This window comes from Acidilobus sp., from assembly GCF_049973875.1.
Lineage (GTDB): Archaea > Thermoproteota > Thermoprotei_A > Sulfolobales > Acidilobaceae > Acidilobus.
This window is the reverse complement of the sequence record NZ_JBMFJI010000001.1, coordinates 35,096-54,950: the sequence shown is the minus strand read 5'-3', so window position 1 is coordinate 54,950 and position 19,855 is coordinate 35,096. Positions and strand designations below refer to the sequence as shown.

Below are 19,855 nucleotides of genomic sequence, written 5' to 3'. Positions count from 1 at the left end.
GCGACGCATGGGGTTAAGGATGGCTAGGGTAGGCGTCATAGGCCTAGGTGTTATGGGTTATAGGGTAGCAGCTAACCTGGCCAAGGCTGGCCTCCTCGCTGGAGTTTACAACAGGACAAGGGCCAGGGCCGAGGACTTTCGCAGGTCGTATCCCCAGGTCGAGGTGTTCGCGACGCCGTCGGATCTCGCAGATAGGGTGGACTACATAATTACCGTGCTCTCCGACGATAATGCTGTAGGTGCCGTGGTCAGCGGCCTGCTGCCCCACCTCAGAGGTAAGGTGCTCATAGATATGTCAACCATATCCCCCACCACCAGCGTCTCATTAGCTAAAGAGGTTAGTGACGTCGGAGGGGTAATGTTTGATGCGCCCATGATGGGCACGTCTGTAGACGTTGAGCAGAAGAGGATCACCGTTCTTGTAGGAGGGCCGAAGGATCGCTATGCGGAGGTTGAGCCTATACTGAGCGCCACCAGTGGCAGGGTAGTTTACGTGGGACCTAACGGCATGGGGCTTTACATGAAGTTGGCCGGAAACATGATATTTGCCATATTTATGAACGGCCTCGCGGAGGCAATAAACTTCGCCTCGAGGGCTGGGCTCTCGCCAGACCAGATAATAGACCTATTTCTTAACATCAGCGGCACCAGGTCCCCCAGCAGCTCGCTTAAGGTGCCCAAGATGCTGAACTCTGATTACAGCGTGCAGTTTGCCCTTAAGCATATGAGGAAGGACACCGAGATCATGATCAGGGAGGCTCAGAAGCTGGGCGTGCCAGTGCCCCTGACATCCTTAGCATCCAATATGTTTAGGATGTCCGAGGGGCTAGGGCTAGGGGACTTTGACGTCTCAGCGATAGCCGAGTTCTACAGAAAGCTCTCCCAACAACGTTAGCCGCGGCCCCTTCCTAGCCTTTCATGCGCTTTTGCGAGCTCCCCAGCGACTTGGGAAGCCAAGAGGTTGAGCTCACCGGCCAAGGCTACGGCCGCGACTATTTCCGCCAGCTTAAGCGCGTTTACTCCCGGGGGGTTCCCACCGCCGGCCACTCCCAAGAGCTCCAGGGCCTCCCGCTGGGTTGGAAGCCAGGTGCCGCCGCCAACAGTGCCTACCTCAAGGCTGGGAAGTGTAACCGATATGTAGAGGTCGTCGCCTCTGACCTCGGTCCAAGTGTATGCCGTGCTGCTCTCAACGACTTGTGCCACGTCTTGGCCCGTGGCTATGAATATCGCCGCTATTATGTTGGCAACATGGCCATTAAAGCTGGGGCTTCCGGCCACTGCGTTGCCAAGGAGGTTCTTTGATTTGTTTATGAGGTCCACGCCCTCTGGCGTAGTCCTCATGAGGTCCCTGAGCACGTCGCCCTTGACTATGGCCTCTGAGACCACGTACTTGCCTCTTCCCAAAAGCCTGTTTATGCTGCTTGGCTTCTTATCACTGCACAGGTTGCCACTAACGCTGAGGCAGCGATGCTCACCCTTGTAGTGCTCATCTATATAGCTGCAGAGCAAGTCAGATGCAATGGTTGCGATGTTCATACCCATGGCGTCACCTGTCCTGAACACGAACCTCGGCCACAGGATGTTACCTACGATGTAAGTCTGCACATCAACGAGCTCGCCATGGCGGGTGACTTTCTTAACCTCCTCCCTTAAGGCGTCTATGTTGCCCTTTATCCAGGACGCCAGGGACTGGGCTTCGACTACGCTCGGAGTCCATATTATGGGCGCTCTTGTCATTCCATCATATAAAACCTTCGACCTGGCTCCTCCGCTCATAGTTATTGCCTTGACACCTCTGTTAACTCCTGCAACGAGCGCCCCCTCGGTGGTGGCCATAGGTACATAGAATTCCCCTCTGGCGTAGTCTCCCTGAACTTTGAGGGGTCCAACAACGCCAAGAGGTATCTGGGCCGCGCCTATGGGGTTCTCTATATTATGTCCAACAACCCCCACGAAGTCTATAACTGTTGACGCTATGGAGGTCAGCCTCACGTTGTACCTCCTTTCAAGGAACAGCCTTCTGACGAGGGCCGCTAAGTTAGGGTTGCCAAGAAAGGAGTCAAGCCTGCTGAGGCTGAGCTCCCCGGACTCAAGCTTAGAAAGGGCCTCTTCAACTTTGGAGCTCAGCTCCCCGTTAGACATCAGGTACACCCATGGAGGGCCTGAACTTCAGCGCATAGTATATTAGTCCCGCTTCCCTGTCTACCCTGGTTCTCCTCAGCACGGCCTCAACCTCTAGGCCTTTCTTGAGCTTTGAGGGATCAGTGACGTCGGTTAGCTCAGCCACTACCTTAGTGACTCCAAGGTCTATTAGCCCCACGTACACCGGTGAGTACTCTTTGGCGCCCTCAGGAATAGTATAGACCGTGGTGTATGAAATTAGCCTGCCCCTCTTTGGCAGGTCCACGAGCTCTAGGTCGCGGCTGCCGCAGTATGGGCACGCCTGCCTCGGAGGGAAGTGCACGCGGCCGCAGGCCCTGCACTTGGCTCCCTGGAGCCTGTAAAGGGAGAGCTTCATCCTCCAGTACCTAGGAACTGAGAGATCCATGGACATCTCACTCCACCCCCTCCACAAGCGCAACATAAGAGTTGGAGCCCACGCCATTGATTGAGACTGCCAGTCCCTTCCTTGCCCCCCTCACCTGCAGTCCTGGGAACTTGCCAGCGACCTGCAGGGCTACCTCGGCCACCTGGTAGACGCCGGTAGCACCTATGGGGTGCCCCCTAGCCTTGAGGCCTCCGCTGGGGTTCACCACTGGCCCCTCGCCACCCGCGGAGAACCTGCCGTTGGCAACTAGCTCTGCGGCCTTGCCGCGGGGCGATAATCCTATGGTTTCGAGGGTAAGCAGCCCCATTATCGTAAACGAGTCGTGGAGTTCTATAACGTCGACGCCGTCAGTTGATGTGATGTTCTGAAGCCTCCTGTAGGCCTCGGCTAGACTGTCTATTATGAGCGGGTCGTCAGCTAGCTCAAGGGATCCAAGGCCCGTGGCCGACTCAACGGCAGTTATTTTGGCCAGTGGGCTCTTGGACGAGTCCTTGCTGGAGAGCACCAGGGCCGCTGCACCATCGCCTAAGGGGTAGCTGTCGAGCAGAGTTATGGGGTCTGCCATAATCTGCGACTTGGACACCCTCTCCGGCTTTATGGCGAAGTTAAGCATTGCATATGGGTTCTCCTTGGCATTATTATGCATTAACGCGGGCCAGTAGGACAGCAGATCACGGTCGACGTTGTAAGTGTCTGTGTAAATTCTAGTAAGCATGGCCGCGTCGGCAGCGAAGCCCACGTTATAGAAGGACCTACTGTTGGCGTCAAACACCATTTGCAGATGCCTGTAAGTCTTTGAGCTCTGGAACTCCGTAACCTTTTCAACGCCCACGACTAAAACTTTGTCAGCTATGTTGGACTCTATTAGGGAGTGCGCCACGGCGACGGCAGCTAGACCTGAGGCTTCTCCAGCCTCCACCTTCACGGCTCTGACGCCCCTGAGCCCTAAACTTACGGCGAGGTAGCCTCCAAGGTCAAGCTGCTCGTCCTGCACGCTACTGAGCGCGTTAGACACAACTATGTAGTCTATTCCTGAGGCGCCCCCGGCCTGGTCAATGGCGTTGAAGGCTGCCTCCGCGGCCAGCTGATAGAGGTTCTTCTCATAATGTCTCTCAACCTTTACCATTCCAGCGCCTTCTATGTACGAGGCCATGGTCTCACCCCTACTTAATTGTAAAGATGATGCCCCTGCTCTTTGAGTAGAAGCCATAGTCAATCACCACCTTGCGCGCAAGATACTGTTCAACAGTGGGTGCCAGGGCCTTCCTCTCCTCGATAGAGTCCGTGACCACTATGGAATACGCGTCGCTGCCGGCGCCACTACCAAAGGGCGCCAGGAGTATCCTGTCCCCCGGCTTGGCTTTATCGAGTACCTTTGCAAGGCCTAGAAGCGCGCTGGCATTGTAGGTGTTCCCTATCATAGGCGTCACCAGGCCTTCCTTGAGCTGATCCATAGTGAAGCCCAGGTCGGTGCCAACCTTAACTGGGAACTTGCCGTTGGGCTGGTGAAATATAGCATATTTGAAGTCGCTGGGCCTCAGGCTGGTCCTCTCGAAGAGCGCCTTAACGGCATTCTCTATGTGATAGAAGTAGGCCGGTTCGCCTGTGAAGCCCTCGCCGTGAAGGGGGTAAGGCTCCTGGGCTCTCCTCCAGAAGTCGGGGGTGTCTGTCACGAAGGTGACGGAGTCCTCAATTATGGCAGCTGAGCCCCTCTCGGGGCCTATAACAAAGGCCGCGGCACCGCTCGCAGCTGTGAACTCCAGCACGTCACCTGGATTTGCCTGCGCGGTGTCGCTGCCAATAACAAGGCCATACTTTATGAGGCCTGAGGCAACCATCCCTTGCAGGGCCCTCATGCCCTCACTTGCAGCCCTGCAGGCGAACTCGAGGTCGCTTGCCATAGTATATGGAGTTATGCCAAGGGCCTCGGCAATTATGGTCGCGCTTGGCTTAACGGCGTATGGTTTGGACTCAGTTCCAAAGAATACGGACTGTATTTCACTGGATTTTATCTGAGCCCTAGCTATGGCGTTCCTGGCAGCCTCATAACCCATGGTAGTGGAGTCTTCGTCGGGGCCAGCAACGGCCTTCTCCTCCATGGCCAGCCCCTTATACTGCTCTGGGTGCCAGCCCCAGATCCTCGCTATCTCGCTCATGGGAAGCCTATAGGCTGGGATGTAGGCCCCCCAGCCATGTATGCCCGCTCTAGGTCCTGACACGAATAGCACCGTGGGACCCTTGCCCTACGGGTTAAAAAGCATATAGACACTTGACAGTAGCTCTATAGACAGTTGTCTAAACAGGCTTTCTCATAAAGATTCTTAAGCGGGTCTCCTTGCTCTATGCCTCCTGGCTGTGGGCCCGTAGCTCAGCCAGGTAGAGCGGCGGGCTCTTAACCCGTAGGCCGCGACGCCTAGCCGCGGGCGGAAGTCCCGGGTTCGAATCCCGGCGGGCCCGCCACAGCCCTGAAGGGCTCCTTGACTTTGTAACATTTACTTTAGGCCTCGGTCCGCAACGTTTCAAAACACTTTGGGGTGATGAGATTCTCGTAAGAGCTGGCACTTTTTAAGAGGGGTCATAGCAGGGAGGGGGCTTAGTGTACAGCTATTGGGAAGAGGTGGCAATAGCAGTAGCTATGGGAGCGGAGCACGCTGCGGAGCCCGATCACATAGTTACTATGAGGTTGATGAGATCCCGCAGGGACATGCTCTACTTTGGCGCGCTTCACGGGGTCGGGTTTCTTCTGCTCTCAATTCCCTTAGCTCTTGCTGTTATAGAGGCTGGCCTGAGGCTGGGCTTCATAAGCATTATTGAGATAACAGGGTATGTAGTTGCTATAATATTTGTGGTGATACTGCTCTACTCATCATTGATGGACAAAGAAGTAGAGATACCAGCTGGTGGAAGCGGTCTGGCCCAGGGAGCGTTAGCGGTAACTCCGTCGAAGCTGCTGGTGCTAGTTATGGCAATAGCCTCAGGAACTTATGAAGGCGTGTTCATCTTATTAGCGTTCTCCGCCGCCTCCTCGCTAGTCATGCCAGCCATAGGGACGCTGGCCTCTAGGGTGCCCGCAAACCTAGCCAAGATATTAGACTTGTATATTAGACTTGTCGCTGGGCGTTGCGACTCTGTTGTTCTTTTTATCGCTTCTCCTCAAGATTTTCTAGTGGTTCACTGCCCTAGAACTCAGGCGACTAACAGGCGCATCACGACAGATGTCCCACTATTATTAAAGGAAACCTTTAATAATACTTTTAAAGTTCTTTAGCATAGCTCCTTAATTTATTTTAAATTGCTCCAATAACACTTAATAGCTTAGGTTGAAAACAATACAGCACGAGACTAAGGGAGGTGCGTGGTAGATGTCCAAGCTCCCGGCTGTAAAGGTAAAGGATCCAACCACGGGCAAGGAGGTAGAGCTCTCGCCCATAAAGGTCTGGACCCTGGCACCTAAGACCAGGAAGGGCGTCAAGATAGGCCTCTTCAAGAGCCCTGAGAGCGGCAAGTTCTTCAGGGCTAAGGTCCCTGACGACTACCCAGCCAAGTAACTGGCTGGACGTTAGGGACAAATGCAGAAGTTAATAAAACTTTTTCTTTTGTTCTCGGCTCTGTTCTTTATGCGTTATTCTGCTGCGTGTTGGCGTTTAGAACATTTATTATTACCTGGACAAGGTGTTGCGGCTTTGTATACCACTTATCGTAGGTGTACTTCTGCCCCCTGAACGTCAGCTCCACGTTGTCGTCGGCGTCACGAATGCTCATGAGCTCAGAGCCCTCGCGAGTTATCGAGAGGGCGTTCTTACCCTTGTTCTCGACCTTTATGTTGTACTTGCCGGCATCCTTAGAGAGCATCTCTCTGACCTGAGAGAGGTACTCGCTCATTTAGGTTCACCTAGGGGCTCAGATTTAAGCAGCCTTATAACCTTTTTGTTATATGTGTCCCTAAATTTAACCCATTTAATATTAGGGTTTAAACTAGCTGTCAGGGACACTTGATGGTCTCAGCGAATGACGTGAAGCAAGTTCTGGTTGTTGGAGCTGGCACGATGGGTCATGGAATAGCTGAAGTCTTTGCTATAGCGGGTTACAACGTTTTCTTGGCGGATGTAAATAGGCAGATACTTGACTCAGCAATGGACAAAATTAGGTGGAGCCTCTCGAAGTTGGCCGAGAAGGGGCAGCTAAAGGAAAGCGTAGACTCCGTGATGTCAAGAATAACAGCTGTTATAAGCGTCAATCCCGACGGGAGTTTCAGTAATGACTTGGCTGCCGCCGCCTCGCAGGCAGACATGATGATAGAGGCTATAACCGAGAAGCTTGACGCGAAGCAGGCGTTATTCAGGTTTGTAGATCAGCACAGGAAGGGTAAGATTATAATGGCCACCAATACCAGCAGCCTGCCCATAACTGAGATAGCATCGGTTACATCGTCGCCGGAGCTGGTAGTAGGCATGCACTTCTTCAACCCGCCACCGTTGATGCCACTAATAGAGGTCATAAAGGGGGAGAGGACCTCTGATGACGTAGTCCAAAGCGTCGTGGACCTTGCTAAGAGGATAGGGAAGCAGCCGGTGGTTGTCAATAAGGACGTGCCGGGCTTTATAGTTAACAGGATACTGGCAAGGTTCCTCAACACTGCCTGCTGGCTGGTGGCTAAGGGCAGGGCCTCAGTGCTGGAGGTCGACTCAACGGTCAGGTTCTCACTGGGATTCCCGATGGGGGCCTTTGAGCTGGCGGACTACAGCGGCATAGATGTCTTCTACCTGATAGCTGTAGCTATGACCCAGAGGGGGTTCAGGCAGACCCCATGCCCGCTCTTCGAACAGATGTATAAGGCTAACACTCTTGGCATGAAGACCGGCAAGGGCTTCTACGAGTACCCTAAGCCTGGGGCCTACGTGAGGCCTCAGATACCTAAGGACCTGGCAGGCAAGGTGGATCCAGTGACGCTCATAGCCGGCGCTGTGAATGAGGCCGCCTGGCTGCTTGAAAACGGCATAGCTACTAAAGAAGACATAGACAAGGCCGTCAAGCTGGGGCTTGGGTGGCCTAAGGGCGTCTTTGAGCTGGCCGACCAGTACGGCATAGATTCCATAGTTGCCACGCTTAGCCAGCTGAAGCAGGACATAGGCCCTGAGTACTCCCCCGAGCCCCTGCTCACGCAGATGGTCTCCCAGGGGACCCTGGGAGTCAAGACCGGCAAGGGCTTCTACGAGTATGGCCACTACGAGGAGGTGGCCAAGAGCACCCTTATAGTAAGGTACGAGAAGCCCATAGCGTGGATAATACTCAACAGGCCAAACAAGCTGAACGCAATTAATGTTGACATGATTAACGAGCTGTCCCAGACTCTCGATGAAATAGAGCAGAACCCAGACGTCAGAGTGATCATATTAACAGGTTCAGGCAAGGCATTCAGCGCCGGGGCCGACATAACCGGCTTCGCAGGGATAACTCCCATACAGGCCGCCATATTCTCAAGGAAGTTCCAGGAGCTCACGCTTAAGATGGAATACTACACGAAGCCCATAATCGTAGCCATAAACGGTTATGCCCTGGGAGGCGGCCTCGAGATAGCAATGAGCGGGGACATAAGGATAGCTGCGGAGACTGCAATGCTTGGCCAGCCTGAGATAAACTTAGGCTTCATACCTGGCGCGGGCGGAACCCAGAGGCTTCCCAGGCTGATTGGAAGGAGCTCGGCAAAACTACTGATATTCACAGGCGACATGGTGTCCGCCAAGGATGCCAAGGAACTGGGGTTAGTGGACTACGTGGTGCCGCCAGAAAGACTAGAACAGGAGGCCAGGAGCCTCGCGCTTAAGCTTGCTGAGAAGCCCCCGTTAGCTCTGCTGGCCGCCAAGCTGGCCGTAGAAATGGGCCTTGAATCTAACATATGGGCTGGCCTGGCTCTCGAGTCTCAGCTCTTCGGCCTGCTTTTCAGCACTAAAGATGTCGTTGAAGGTGTTTCGGCGTTTCTGGAAAAGAGGAAGCCATCATTTAAAGGGGAGTGAGCTCCCATTAAAACTATGACATAAAACTATATTTTAATGGGGTTGTTTACTTGAGACAAAGCCTACCTTTTACTTTTAGTAGTCACGCCTCGATACTGGGCTGGCATTTCGTTTAAAAGGAGGCCGCGCATCTATTTGGATGGCCGGGTGAGGCAGCCGGGTCGTCTAGCGGCCCAGGATGCGGGGCCTTGGACCTCAAAGGGAGGAGCCCCCGTGACCGGGGTTCGAATCCCCGCCCGGCTACCAGCTTTTCATATAAGCTGTGCTTTGACGTTCATGGAGTTGAGCTCATCTATTAACGCTTTTCTTATGGATGAGCTGGCCCCCTTCTTTTCGATCAGGGCAGAGCGGGCGCCGTTAGGAAGAGACTTCTCCACGGCCTGTCTCAGGGCTCCAGGGGCCAGCTCGCCTAGGACGTGCTTTGAAAGTATGTGGCCCATGCAAACCTCTGACGAGAGCTCGAGCTCCGTGAACCTTGCTGGGTAGTGGGTGGAACCAAGCCCTAGGACTGGGCTGCACTCCTGAAGCGCGTTAGAGGACTGCAAAACGTCTGCCACAGCGTTAGCCATGGCCTTTAGGGCCAGCTCGTCGTTCCACTCTTTAGTCGTGCTGCCGATTTCTATAAAGACGAGCGGCTTCCTGTTAGTGGTGGGGCCATGATGAGTCGCCTCAAGAGATATAGCATAAACCTCCAGCAGGCCTAGCTCCCTGGCATGATAGTAGTACCTCTGCAGAAGAGGCTTAGCCAGATGGGCCGGCGCGAAGGAAAGCTCGGCCGGCCTGCCCCCAAACAGGGCCTTAGCTGTAGGGTTTCCTGTGAAATGCACCGTGAGTGACTTCTTACCGCTCTCCGATTCGTGCCTTGATAGGACTATTGCAGCGTCTGCGCTGGGCTCGGGTGTCTTGTCAAGGAACTCGAACTCCGTCTGATCGGCATCAAAGCCCGCTATCACCGCGTTCTCAGCCTTATAACAAATGGAGGCTGCAGGACACGATGTAGGCTTAGCATTGATGAGGTTTATCAAAATTTCCGATGCCCTGACGCCCACAGGGTCCCTAAGTGAGAACACGACTGAGAGCATGCGCGGCGCCTTCTTAGATGAGGAAACCGTACAGCATAAAATAAGGTTTTCCCATAGCCTACTACGTTGGGCGGGAACCGCTAATGGGCACGTCAAAGGTTACTTTTAACATAATATATGAGGATCCTAGCCTAATCATTAGGGGACTTGAGGCCATAAGGAGGGACTTAGAGAGAGCCAACTGCGCAATGACAGTTGGCCCCTCATGGATTGTGGCCTCGTGCAGAGGCACCTTTGTTAAAGCACTCGCACTCCTTCCTGAGGGTATAGGAGAACCTTTGAGGTCTCATAGCTCCATAACAGTGACTGCGGAGGGCGAGCCCAGCGAGCTAGTCGCTATCTCTGGGTTGATTCTTGAGATAGGCAAGTCGACAGGCGGCGGCGTCCTGCTCTCTCAGGAGTAAACCTTTAAGGAGCCCCACGGGGTAAGGATGTTCTAAGTATGCCACTTTAAATCCTAGCCCTTAATATAAATTACTTGGTGAATGCCTTGAGCAGAATAGTGATTATAGGTTCTGGGGCCGCTGGAATGTCGGCGGCTTCGAGGGCCAAAAGGCTTAAGCCTTCAAACGAAGTGATAGTTATAGACTCCAGCAGGTGGGTAAGTTTTGCGTTCTGTGGGCTGCCCTACCTAGTTGGCGGTGAGGTTAAGGATCTCGATGAGCTCCTGTATTATCCTCCAAGCGAGTTTACTAAGAGGGGGATAGATCTTAGACTCAACAAAACGGTTATTGAGGTCGACCCCGACTCTAAGAAGCTTACATATGTAGATAACAGCACGGGGACTAAGGAAAGCCTTGAGTGGGACAAGCTTGTTCTAGCCACAGGCGCTAGGTCCAAGGCGCCTAAGCTTTGGCCCGAGATAAAGGGGGCCAGGAACGTGTTCTATATAGTGCACATGGAGTCAGGCCAACAGATAAGGGACTACGCAAGGTCCCTAGGGCCTGGCAAGAGGGCTGTAGTTGTAGGCGCTGGCTATGTAGGCCTAGAGATGGCCGACAACTTGGCCAAGCTGGGGCTTAAAGTTACAATAATAGAGGCCATGGGACAGGTGGCCCCAAGGATGCTTGACCCTGAGCTGGCCAAGATAGTAGAGGACAGCATAAGGTCCAAGGGCGTGGAGGTGGTAACTGGCGCGGCCGTCGAGAGATTCAATATAGCAAATAACATGGCCACAGAGGTCGTCACGAGCAAGGGCACTTACCAGGGCGATACGTTTGTCGTGGGTGTTGGCATAGAGCCTAACAACGAGCTGGCCAAGCAGCTAGGCCTTAAGCTCGGCCAGAGCGGCGGCGTCATAGTTGATGAGAGGACCCTCACCAGCAATCCTGATGTCTACGCGGCCGGTGATGTAACTGAACATAAGGATCTTGTAACTGGGCAGCTAGTCTGGAGGCCGTTTGCCCAGATAGCTAACAAGATGGGGCACGTCACTGGCAGCAATCTTGGAGGTATGGACTCGGTCTTCCTTGGAAGCGTTGGCACCTCCGCCTTTAAGGCATTCGACGTCGTAGCGGCGAGGACGGGCTTAAGCGCCTCTGAAGCCTCCAAGGCCGGCTTTAAGCCAGTGGAGGTGTCCCTGGAAGCCGGCACAAAGGCCCACTACATACCAGGGGGCAGCAAGATATCGCTTAAGGTTGTTGCCGACGAGAAGACTGGAAGGCTGCTTGGTGCACAGGCCGTGGGCTTTGACGAGAGCGCCTTCTGGAGGATAAATGTAGTGGCCTCGCTGCTGACCAGAGGAGGCAGTGTGTGGGATCTGTTTAACGCAGATTATGGTTATCAGCCCCTGCTATCGCCCGCGTGGGATCCCTTGGTAATAGCGGCCAGGCTTCTCATGAGGACCTTCGGCGAGAGGCCCTGGTAAAACATCGCGTGGGTTAGGATATTCCTTGGTTGCGGTAGACTTAACAGGAGCTTTTACTGCCGTTGTCTGCTGAGGCTTCTAATGCTGTTCTTTTCTAAACGTCATATTAAAAGGCTTGACCTAAGAATTTATGATATAAGGTTATGGCGCTTTAGCGTAAGTCTTAGGCAATATAAGGGGCCGTATCAGTACGACGAAGATCTACGCACGGCAGTTTACGTCGGCTCACGATTCTAATAAGATGCTAATCATAAGGTGAATTTGGATCTTATTACCCGGGCACTTCTATGGTCACTGTCACCTCCGAGCCGTCCGTTAGGTTTAAGAGATCCCTAAGTTTAATCTCCGCTACGAGCTCTATGACATCACTCTTATACACGGTTATTTCAGGTCTCACTATGAACACTTTGACCGTGTAGTTGAGGAGCGCAGGGTAAGCCAGTACTCTTCCAAGCGTCATGCCAGGGACTAAAGGAGGATCTATTATTACGGGGTCTGCTTTGTTTAATGCGGCAGTAAGCGCACTTACATAAGGCTCCTCCACCTTAAGGTTAAGGGTCCCCGGAAAGGGAGAAAAACCCAAAGCCTTCCTTATGTTCTTTGCATACAGGTTGACGAAGAACTCGCCTTCACCTAAGCCGCTAAACACTTTAGCTTTAATGTCTGCCCTCAACTTCTCATCACAGTAAGTAAGGAAGATCTCAATAATTTTTAAAGTCCCTTGGAACATGCTTCACCTAAGGTGCCATTAGGCATTGAATGTGAGGAGGCTCGCTGCAAGAATTATGGCTCCCTTAATAATTATGCTGTTTGTTGCTGGCATTTTCATAATCTCTTTACAGCCTCGCGCCTTTGCGCAGCTGCCTTTTAGCGTATCCTCCTCGAGTGCCACTAATGGAACTCTTACTGTGAGTAACCTGTTTTATTATATAGAGCTTAATCTGCACAACGGCTTGAGGGCTTCTTCATGGCTTGTAAATATTACCTCCCCTTCATTACTTCCAATAATTCCCACAGGCAACACGCAGGTGCCAAGCCCCTTGATATCAATATCTAGTCCAAACTCAACGGAAGTCCCGCTTCCGGGTAACCTGACGTCAACTACGTGGCTGGCCACTGTGGTGCGAAGCACCAACAACTCCGAGACTTTAAAGTTGATCCCTGCAAGTGACGTATCATACCCATTCGGTATAGTAGTTTATATGACGTTTAGCAGGCTTGAACCCTACGTGAGAGTCCTTATATCAGTCACCAACATGGGGGACAGGCCTGCATTTGCCTACTTAGCTTATGGAGCAGGGGCTGCCGGCCTGACAGGTACCTGGGCTGCAGCAGCGCAGCTTGAAAATGCGTCAAACGGGAGCTTCGAAGTTTTAAGTCTCTCCAACAGCTCGGAGGTCTCAGGCCTTGTATTAACAGCGTTAGCAGCTTATTCTAGCAACTCGACGCCAGCAGCGGCTTTAGGCATAAGTTCTATAGACCATCCATCTTCAGTGGAATTCCTCGAGGGCAAGTTATTTGGAATAAATGAGTCGCAGGCATATATTATCACTTTCGTAAGAACGCCTGTTCTGAAGCCAGGTGACAACTTTAATGTAAGCCTTAACTTATTTGCTGTAGGTTTTAATCCGTTCGAACTGGCCTCTGTAGGCTCCCTGGAGGCTGCTGAGGCCCTATATCCAGGAATAGAGAGCAAGGTGCCTCAGTCGATGAACGTAGATGGGGTGGTCTCCTCGCTTAACACAGAGCTTTCGCTTCTGAACAACAGCGTCAAAAGCCTCACGCAGGAGGTCAATAACCTTAGCGCTAAGTTATATTATTATGAGAGGCAACTATATATAACAAAGAACGCAGAGGGTTACTACGCTCATTTGGCTAGAAGGGGAGGCATATTGGCAGGTGGCATGTTTGTCGTTGGGGTTATCGTAGGTGTTCTGGGAGGCGCATATCTTCTGAGTCCCAGCGGGATTGAAAGAAAGCAAGTTAAGAGAAAGTGACTACCTCATTTACATCGATTAAGAAAAGTACGCATTTTTAAAATAGCTCACATCTGGTCAGCGCGAGAAAGGAGCCTTAAGGCTAGGCTTACATTTGAGCACCTCTCAAAGCTCCAGAGCGTCCTTAGGCCAACATCCATGTCGCTGCTGGGCACGGAGCTTCCCACCAGAGACTTAAACTTCGACTCAACGCCCTCCTTGCTCAGCGGGTTCTTATAGTGGCCTGGCGGATATATCGAGGTCTCTGTGAAGGTGCGGCCATCCTTTAACTTCACTGTTATGGAGTTCCTTATGCCCTCGGGATACAGCTTGTCGCCCTCTGGACTTATGGAAACCTTCATTACCTTAAGCACCTTCCTTACATCGTCAGCTAAGTACCTCTCGGGCCTAAATGTGTCCAGCCAAACCTTGCCGTCCAGCAGGGCAGCAGCTATTATATAAGGCATGCTGTGATCCGCGGTCTCCCTGGTCCTTGGGTCCCACTTCTCAGGGTCCTTAACTATTATGTTATATCCAACGGTGAAGGTTTCAACGTTGACGGACTCTACATCGTCTGGGCCTATGGACCCTGCCTCCTGCCTTATCTTAAGAGCAGCTTCAACAGCGCTCATGGCGTGGTACTCTACAGGCCAGTACTTTATGCTGGTTTGAAGGAGCTTGTAGCCCTCGTTGCCCTCTCCCCCCATCTTTGGTATGTCGAAGGTGTCGCCGCCCAGGGCCACCTTGAAGAGGCCAAACTCGCCGCTGAATATTGGCGAGGGGCCCGTCATGCCGCGCCAGGCCAGGAGGGCTGCAAAGAGGCCGTTGCGCGCTGCGTTAGCAGCGGCGCACCCCTTCCACATGCTCAGCTCCCCGGCCCTCGTCTGCCTAAGGGCGGCGGCGTTTACCGTGGCCAAGTTTATTGCCTGAGTCATCTTGTTCTCGTCAAGGTCAAGCACCTTGCCAGCACCTACGGCTGAGGCTATTGCTATGTAGAGCACGTGGTCCCAGCCCCTGTTCCTGACGCTATATGCATCTGCCAGCCTGGCCGTGACCTCATATGCTGCCACTATCCCCTCTATAACCTTGCGTCCGTCAGCCTCTGCGATTTCAGCGGCTGCCATAACTGGGGCTATGTTGTCGCTCGGGTGAAGGGCCTCGCGCGAGAGGTAGGTGTCGTTAAAATCAAAGTACCTGGCGGCGCAGCCGTTGGCAAAGGTAACATGGTCTGCGGGCCCCATGAACTTTGTTCCCCATATGGTGGCAGGCAGCCTGGAGCTAGCTGATGACTGAGCAATCCACCTAGCTATGCTGGGCGGGGTCTCATTGAAGGCGCCAAGGGCGACGCCTAGGGTATCAACTATTCTCTTCTTAGCTTCCTCTATAACCTCAGTTGGAAGCCTATTAAAGTTGAGGTCAACGGCCCACTTCGCTATGCGAGAGGCTAAGTCCTTCACGTTACCACCACAGGTGAGGGCTCTTTACCCTTATTAATGTCTGACGAAGACACCTGTTACGAAGAGCCGCCTTGCTCACGTACTCGAAGTACCCCTTCATAGTGGATGCCAGAAGGTACCTGTCAGAGGCTTACGGCTACCAGGTCTCGCTTAAGGACCTGGCCGAGGATCAGAAAGTCTTCGAGCTGGCCAAGACAAGGCTCCTTGACGCAGTAAGGGAGGGCAAGGTAAGGGTTTTCCACGAAGTCAATACTGAGGAGGAGGTGGCATCCTTTTACCTGGCAGCTGCGGCGGCCGCGGCGGCCAACTCAAAGAGGCTTGAAGAGATGTTCTCAAAGGCCGAGGCTAGGAGAGCCATGGAGTTCCTCAAAGAGGAGGATGAGGAAACGCTTCTCATGCTAGCAAAAAGGCTTGGAGTCAGCGTGAACCTTGCCCACGTGAAGATACCGTGGTCACAGCTAAGAAATGGTAAGATAACCTATAAACTTCTAAGATATGCAGTCCCCGTATCAGATTACCTTAAGGTTGTGGTCCCTGTGCCTCACGAGAGGTGGTCCTTGGTAAACTCAATGGTTAAGGGCGGTCTCGTCTTTATGGACGAGGAGACCCTGAGGGAATTCTTATCGCTCGCGTCTGAGAAGGCTATCTATAAAGTAATAGATGCGTTGCGCGCTGAGGACTATAAGCCGCTGCTGTTGGCCCAGGAGGCGCTCATTGCGTTAAACGCAAGGGACTCTAAGGTGTCTGTTAGCCAGGAGGGACCTAACGTTGAGGCCTTTCCGCCGTGCATGTTAAAGCTTAAGGAGAAAGCAGAGACTGACGAGGAAATATATGCCTATATTTCGTTCTTAGCGTCCCTTGGGGTTGATCACAAGACCATAGGGGACGAGCTGGCCAGGTTACTTAAGCTGAGCCCTGGAGCCGGAGAGGCTTTGGCCAGGAGCTTGATAGAGGCGGGCCTCGGATCCACTTACAAGACCTACAGCTGCAAGTTCATGAAGAGCAAGGGCCTTTGCCCGATGGATTGTGGAGCCTCTCATCCTCTCCTTGCATATAGGAGGAACCTTGCGAGATTAAAGAAGCCTGTACCTTCATAGCCAGCTCAGATAGCTTGGCAAGCCTCCTCCAGCCCTCCTCCAGCGCGCTGTTAGCCATGTCAACTATAGAGCTCAGCGAGTCAGGCCTAACCATCCAGAGGCCCTGAGACCTAAGTGGCATGGAGAGCTGCACGGCGCTGAGCATCTCTACAACGAACTCCTTTCCGTCAGCCTCTATGTACATTATGCCGCTGTGCTTGAAGCCAGCCTCCCTGGCCGCCAGCATAAGCTGCCTCACAGTCTCAACGCCGTAAACTCTGGCGTGTATTATGGGGCCCGTTACCTTAAGCCAAAGGTTGTCAAAGGGCTTAGCAAGCGCGGATGCCAGCTGATATATGCTTATCTTTGAGTGAGTTTTAAACACGATCCTAGCGGAGTCCCTGAGCCAGTGCCACTCGCCCTCAACAATGGTTATTCGGCCTGTGCAACTGCTGGTAGTCCTGATAAAGGGGCCATTTAACTTCATCAGGTAGCTCTCAGCGCAGGGGTCTAAGTACCCTATCAGCCTCTCCTCAAGGAGCGTCCTGCGAAGCTCATCGTTTTTTAACGTAGACATCCAGTACCACCTGATAAAAGCGGGGTCCTACCATTCTTACTACGCGTGAGGCCTCAAAGCTCCAGCTAATTTCTTCAGCGTTTCTTATATGCTCGGCGAAGAGCTTCCTTGCGTTTTCCTCTGGGTCTTCGCCTTTACTTGCATGTATGTGAAGGTAAACGTGAACGTAGCCTTCACCATCTATGGCATCTACGGCGTACCTAAAGTAAGGTACGGCCAGATCGGGCAGCGGCATAAGAACTCTGTTGGCGACACCTCTGAGCCTCTCCTCTACAACATTTGCGGCGTCCCCAAGGTAAGGTAAAACTCTCCCCTCAACCTTGTTGAGCCTGATGTTCTCTACCATTTTTTCGAATGCGTCCGGATTAATGTCTATGCTGTGGACAAGCCTTGCGCCAGAGTACCTGGCTATTATTATTGAGAATATCCCAACGCCGGCGAACATGTTCACTACGATCTCTCCGCTCCTTACAAGTTTAGCTACCCTCATGTGTTCATAGCTTAGCCTGGGAGTTATGAAGTCCTTAGCTATGTCTACCTTGAAGCTGCATCCGTGCTCCCTGTAAACGGTCTCCGTCCTCCTCTCTCCAGCCAGATACACGAGGTTACTCCTCACCTTGTAGGGCCCTTCGACCGGTCCCTCAGCAAGCCACACGGACTTAATGCTTGGGCTCTTTAAGAGCCCTTCACCATATCTTCTGGCCAGCTCTAGGTCAGGCTTCGTTCCGTGAGGTGGCTTGATAATAGCTATGTCACCGATGACCTCGACTTTAAACCTGGCGTTTTCATCAGGCATCGGGTTTCACCATAAGCGAAATGAAGAAGCCTGGATGGCCGTCCTCAGGTGAAAACCTCAGGCCTAACCCGTTGTAGCTAGCTTCTCTCGGCATTGGATAAGGCTTGACCACCTCAAAGCCCAGCTCTGTAGCAAAGGTTACGTTGGCCTCGTTTTCTATGTCTGTAAGGGTACAAGTTGAATACACAAGCCTTCCCCCAGGTTTGAGCACCTTCCAAGCCTCGCTTATGAACTGCCTTTGATACCTCGAAAGGACTACCGCATCAGCGAGCAACCTGGTATCATATAGCTTAGGGATCACGCCCAGGTTTGTACATGGAGGGTCTATGATCACTAAGTCGGCTTTACCTTCCATGTTAAGCAGCGATGAGGCCCTCCTGGAGTCGCCACCTATTACGTTAACCCAGTCAGCGCCAAGCCTGACTAGGTTATTCCTGAGCTTCTCTACCTTGCTTGCGCGATCTATTGCTATAATTCTTGACTTTCTACCGGCAAGTTGCGCTGCCAGGCTAGTTTTGCCCCCAGGCGCGGCGTTAAAGTCAATGATTGTCTCCCCTGGCGATGGCGACGCTATGGCAACAGCCCACATGCTTGGCAGGCTCTGGCTGTAGATGAGGCCTTCGTTGAAGCCCGGCAGCTCCCTGACCTTAGGGGTGGCGTAGACGGACTTTGTAACTTTAACTGCGATGCCTTTCTTGTGCTCGGCCATTTCTTTGCCGTCCATTATGGCTACGCCCTCCGCCACAGGCCTGCCGTCGATAGTGACTATAGTGACCTCATCACCTGCCTTGACTCTCTCAGCTTTAAGCACGCCAGGTCCGTATAGGTCACTGCCTACGTAGACCGACTCAGCTGACTTCTTATCGGCGACCACTACTTTATCGTGAAGATCCACCTTAAACGGACCCTTCACGTCTACCCAGATGGCGTAAGGGAGCTGTTCATCAACGTAGAACCTAGCGCCACTGCCGGATAGCAGATCTAACATCGTCGCGGTGTCGACTTTAAGATTGTTAACCCTCAGGTAAAACCTCCTGGGAGGCCTCAGAAGAGACTCGAGGAGACTTCTTACGCCTCTCCTTGAGATGGCACTTAACGATTCAAGTAAACCTTGATCATAGATTAGGCTCTCAACGCTCATGGTCGCTCACTAGAATTACGATGACGTTATTAAGGTTAGATCCCGTGGGTCCTGTCTTTATGAGTGCATCAGCGGCGGCCAGGGCATGGTAACTGTCATTCTCGATCAAGGCCTTTACAGGGTTTACGCCAGACCTGTACATTAAGTCTATGGAACCAGGAGTTATAGCTGCCCCAGCAGCGTCCGTAGGGCCATCTATGCCATCGGTTGCCATCGCTATCATTAGGGCCTCATCTCCGCGTATGCCAAGCCTCCTCAGCTCAAGGGCCCAAGAGATCGCAAGCTCCTGGTTCCTTCCCCCAAGGCCGTGGCCTTTAACGCTGACGCTGGTTTCACCGCCAACTACTATAGCTGCCGGCGGCTTCAACGGCACGCCCTTTCTAATGATATCAAACGTTATTGATGCCAGGAACTTACCTACTTCCCTCGACTCGCCCTGGGCAGTCGTCGTCAATATAATAGTATTGTAGCCCTCCTCTGAGAGGGCTTTAGCCACACCATCTACTACATCAAAGGCGCTGGCAACTATTACGTTAGTTACTCTTCTCAGCCGCGGATCTCCAGGCTTTAAGGTCTCCTCAATGGCCCCCTCTTCGCCTTTTCGAAGGACTTTAACGACGCTCTCCGGGGCCTGATCTAATAGCTCATACCTTTCCAGGACTTCAAGCGCGTCGCGAAACGTCGTAGGGTCAGGCGCGGTGGGTCCCGAGGCTATGTCCTCTAGGAAATCCCCTGGCACATCGCTGGCATAGAGGCCGTAGACTTCGGCGTTGCCAGACGCCTTGACCAGGCCTCCTCCCTTGACCCTTGAGAGGTGTCTCCTTACTACATTTATCTCTGATATGGAGGCCCCAGAGTTTAGGAGGAGCCTGTTAATGGCCACTAGGTCCTCGAGGCTAACGCCTTCAATGGGGCTTTCGACCATCGCAGAGCCTCCGCCTGACACCAGGACCACTAAAGGTCTCTCGAGCTCTCCCGCCTTCTTTGCTATCATTAGAGCTTTTTCTCCAGCCCTTAGGCTGCCCTCATCAGGCAACGGGTGGCCAGCCTCGATGATGTTGATGTTGATTTTATCAAGGGCGACGTCATAGCTAAGGCCCCTAGGCTTTACTATAAGGCCTTCAATAGGCTCCAGGCCGCTGCCGTCGATGAAGCCCTTGAGCATGGCTATGGACGCTTTGCCCATTGATATGACTAAATAGCCGTCTTTTAGGGCCTTCACAAGCTCGCGGGCCTTAGACTTGACCTTGCCGTAAAGCGAAGAGGAGTTTAATGAAACATTTATAATTTTCTCCTTGAGCTGCTCAGGCCTCATAGCGTG

20 protein-coding genes and 2 tRNA genes are annotated in these 19,855 nt (G+C 52.8%); 10 read left to right on the top strand and 12 right to left on the bottom strand.

All coding sequences use genetic code 11. From position 1 onward, the window contains the following. Positions 1-7: 7 nt before the first annotated feature. Positions 8-895 (top strand): NAD(P)-dependent oxidoreductase, encoded by an 888-nt coding sequence (locus ACP5H1_RS00325; RefSeq protein WP_427970744.1) that lies wholly within the window; start codon positions 8-10, stop codon positions 893-895. On the opposite strand, the gene hmgA is transcribed toward ACP5H1_RS00325, so the two are convergent. The 4 genes from hmgA to ACP5H1_RS00305 are packed head-to-tail and all read right to left on the bottom strand — an operon-like array spanning position 892 to position 4,767. Continuing rightward, a complete protein-coding gene (gene hmgA, locus ACP5H1_RS00320) occupies positions 892-2,142 on the bottom strand; it encodes a hydroxymethylglutaryl-CoA reductase (NADPH) (protein WP_427970510.1) in 1,251 nt (416 codons plus the stop codon). The two genes, ACP5H1_RS00325 and hmgA, sit on opposite strands and share 4 nt — an antisense overlap. Further along, positions 2,135-2,554 carry a Zn-ribbon domain-containing OB-fold protein gene (locus tag ACP5H1_RS00315; RefSeq protein WP_427970508.1) on the bottom strand — a complete coding sequence of 140 codons (420 nt, stop codon included), beginning with the start codon at positions 2,552-2,554 and terminating at the stop codon, positions 2,135-2,137. Before ACP5H1_RS00315 ends, hmgA begins: the two co-directional genes overlap by 8 nt. A gap of 1 nt (position 2,555) precedes the next feature. Then, positions 2,556-3,701, bottom strand: coding sequence for a thiolase family protein (locus ACP5H1_RS00310; protein ID WP_427970506.1), 1,146 nt, complete (start codon positions 3,699-3,701; stop codon positions 2,556-2,558). A 10-nt stretch (positions 3,702-3,711) separates the two neighbouring features. Next, positions 3,712-4,767: a hydroxymethylglutaryl-CoA synthase gene (locus ACP5H1_RS00305; RefSeq protein ID WP_427970504.1), complete on the bottom strand. Its 1,056-nt coding sequence runs from the start codon at positions 4,765-4,767 to the stop codon at positions 3,712-3,714. Positions 4,768-4,905: 138 nt separating this feature from the next. Here ACP5H1_RS00305 and ACP5H1_RS00300 point away from each other — a divergent pair. The 3 genes from ACP5H1_RS00300 to ACP5H1_RS00290 all read left to right on the top strand — a co-directional run bounded on the left by ACP5H1_RS00300 (position 4,906) and on the right by ACP5H1_RS00290 (position 6,096). Further along, positions 4,906-5,008 (top strand) — tRNA-Lys (locus ACP5H1_RS00300). A 136-nt stretch (positions 5,009-5,144) separates the two neighbouring features. Next, positions 5,145-5,816, top strand: coding sequence for a hypothetical protein (locus ACP5H1_RS00295; protein ID WP_427970502.1), 672 nt, complete (start codon positions 5,145-5,147; stop codon positions 5,814-5,816). Between the two features lie 94 nt (positions 5,817-5,910). Continuing rightward, positions 5,911-6,096 (top strand): chromatin protein Cren7, encoded by a 186-nt coding sequence (locus ACP5H1_RS00290; protein WP_013266950.1) that lies wholly within the window; start codon positions 5,911-5,913, stop codon positions 6,094-6,096. A gap of 67 nt (positions 6,097-6,163) precedes the next feature. Here ACP5H1_RS00290 and ACP5H1_RS00285 read toward each other — a convergent pair whose 3' ends face one another. Further along, positions 6,164-6,430, bottom strand: coding sequence for a hypothetical protein (locus ACP5H1_RS00285; RefSeq protein ID WP_427970500.1), 267 nt, complete (start codon positions 6,428-6,430; stop codon positions 6,164-6,166). A gap of 113 nt (positions 6,431-6,543) precedes the next feature. On the opposite strand from ACP5H1_RS00285, the gene ACP5H1_RS00280 reads away from it, so the two are divergent. Both ACP5H1_RS00280 and ACP5H1_RS00275 read left to right on the top strand, forming a co-directional pair. Next, positions 6,544-8,562, top strand: coding sequence for a 3-hydroxyacyl-CoA dehydrogenase/enoyl-CoA hydratase family protein (locus tag ACP5H1_RS00280; protein WP_427970742.1), 2,019 nt, complete (start codon positions 6,544-6,546; stop codon positions 8,560-8,562). A gap of 154 nt (positions 8,563-8,716) precedes the next feature. Beyond that, positions 8,717-8,808 (top strand) — tRNA-Gln (locus ACP5H1_RS00275). Positions 8,809-8,813: 5 nt separating this feature from the next. Here the strand turns inward: ACP5H1_RS00275 and ACP5H1_RS00270 are convergent. Next, positions 8,814-9,644 carry a D-aminoacyl-tRNA deacylase gene (locus tag ACP5H1_RS00270; RefSeq protein ID WP_427970498.1) on the bottom strand — a complete coding sequence of 277 codons (831 nt, stop codon included), beginning with the start codon at positions 9,642-9,644 and terminating at the stop codon, positions 8,814-8,816. Between the two features lie 83 nt (positions 9,645-9,727). On the opposite strand from ACP5H1_RS00270, the gene ACP5H1_RS00265 reads away from it, so the two are divergent. Both ACP5H1_RS00265 and ACP5H1_RS00260 read left to right on the top strand, forming a co-directional pair. Beyond that, a complete protein-coding gene (locus tag ACP5H1_RS00265; protein ID WP_427970496.1) occupies positions 9,728-10,048 on the top strand; it encodes a hypothetical protein in 321 nt (106 codons plus the stop codon). 77 nt (positions 10,049-10,125) lie between these two features. Further along, entirely contained in the window at positions 10,126-11,511 is a 1,386-nt protein-coding gene (locus tag ACP5H1_RS00260; protein ID WP_427970740.1) for an FAD-dependent oxidoreductase, read from the top strand. A gap of 271 nt (positions 11,512-11,782) precedes the next feature. On the opposite strand, the gene ACP5H1_RS00255 is transcribed toward ACP5H1_RS00260, so the two are convergent. Beyond that, positions 11,783-12,241, bottom strand: coding sequence for a DUF120 domain-containing protein (locus ACP5H1_RS00255; protein WP_427970494.1), 459 nt, complete (start codon positions 12,239-12,241; stop codon positions 11,783-11,785). Between the two features lie 25 nt (positions 12,242-12,266). Between ACP5H1_RS00255 and ACP5H1_RS00250 the strand changes: the two genes are divergently transcribed. Next, on the top strand, positions 12,267-13,508 hold the full coding sequence (locus ACP5H1_RS00250; RefSeq protein ID WP_427970492.1) for a hypothetical protein: 1,242 nt from the start codon (positions 12,267-12,269) through the stop codon (positions 13,506-13,508). Positions 13,509-13,555: 47 nt separating this feature from the next. Here ACP5H1_RS00250 and ACP5H1_RS00245 read toward each other — a convergent pair whose 3' ends face one another. After that, entirely contained in the window at positions 13,556-14,944 is a 1,389-nt protein-coding gene (locus tag ACP5H1_RS00245; protein WP_427970490.1) for an MmgE/PrpD family protein, read from the bottom strand. A 71-nt stretch (positions 14,945-15,015) separates the two neighbouring features. On the opposite strand from ACP5H1_RS00245, the gene ACP5H1_RS00240 reads away from it, so the two are divergent. Further along, positions 15,016-16,041 carry a hypothetical protein gene (locus ACP5H1_RS00240; RefSeq protein WP_427970488.1) on the top strand — a complete coding sequence of 342 codons (1,026 nt, stop codon included), beginning with the start codon at positions 15,016-15,018 and terminating at the stop codon, positions 16,039-16,041. On the opposite strand, the gene ACP5H1_RS00235 is transcribed toward ACP5H1_RS00240, so the two are convergent. From ACP5H1_RS00235 to ACP5H1_RS00220, 4 genes are read right to left on the bottom strand one after another with little or no spacing between them, the layout of a single operon-like run. Continuing rightward, the gene (locus ACP5H1_RS00235; RefSeq protein WP_427970486.1) at positions 15,938-16,597 is read right to left on the bottom strand and encodes a tRNA(Phe) 7-((3-amino-3-carboxypropyl)-4-demethylwyosine(37)-N(4))-methyltransferase; all 660 of its coding nucleotides are present in this window, start codon (positions 16,595-16,597) and stop codon (positions 15,938-15,940) included. The genes ACP5H1_RS00240 and ACP5H1_RS00235 overlap by 104 nt on opposite strands. Beyond that, positions 16,575-17,393 carry a class I SAM-dependent methyltransferase gene (locus ACP5H1_RS00230; protein ID WP_427970484.1) on the bottom strand — a complete coding sequence of 273 codons (819 nt, stop codon included), beginning with the start codon at positions 17,391-17,393 and terminating at the stop codon, positions 16,575-16,577. Before ACP5H1_RS00230 ends, ACP5H1_RS00235 begins: the two co-directional genes overlap by 23 nt. After that, on the bottom strand, positions 17,386-18,534 hold the full coding sequence (locus ACP5H1_RS00225; protein WP_427970482.1) for a PUA domain-containing protein: 1,149 nt from the start codon (positions 18,532-18,534) through the stop codon (positions 17,386-17,388). Before ACP5H1_RS00225 ends, ACP5H1_RS00230 begins: the two co-directional genes overlap by 8 nt. Beyond that, complete coding sequence (locus tag ACP5H1_RS00220; protein WP_427970480.1) at positions 18,524-19,849, bottom strand: glycerate kinase type-2 family protein; 1,326 nt, start codon at positions 19,847-19,849, stop codon at positions 18,524-18,526. Before ACP5H1_RS00220 ends, ACP5H1_RS00225 begins: the two co-directional genes overlap by 11 nt. Positions 19,850-19,855 lie beyond the last annotated feature (6 nt).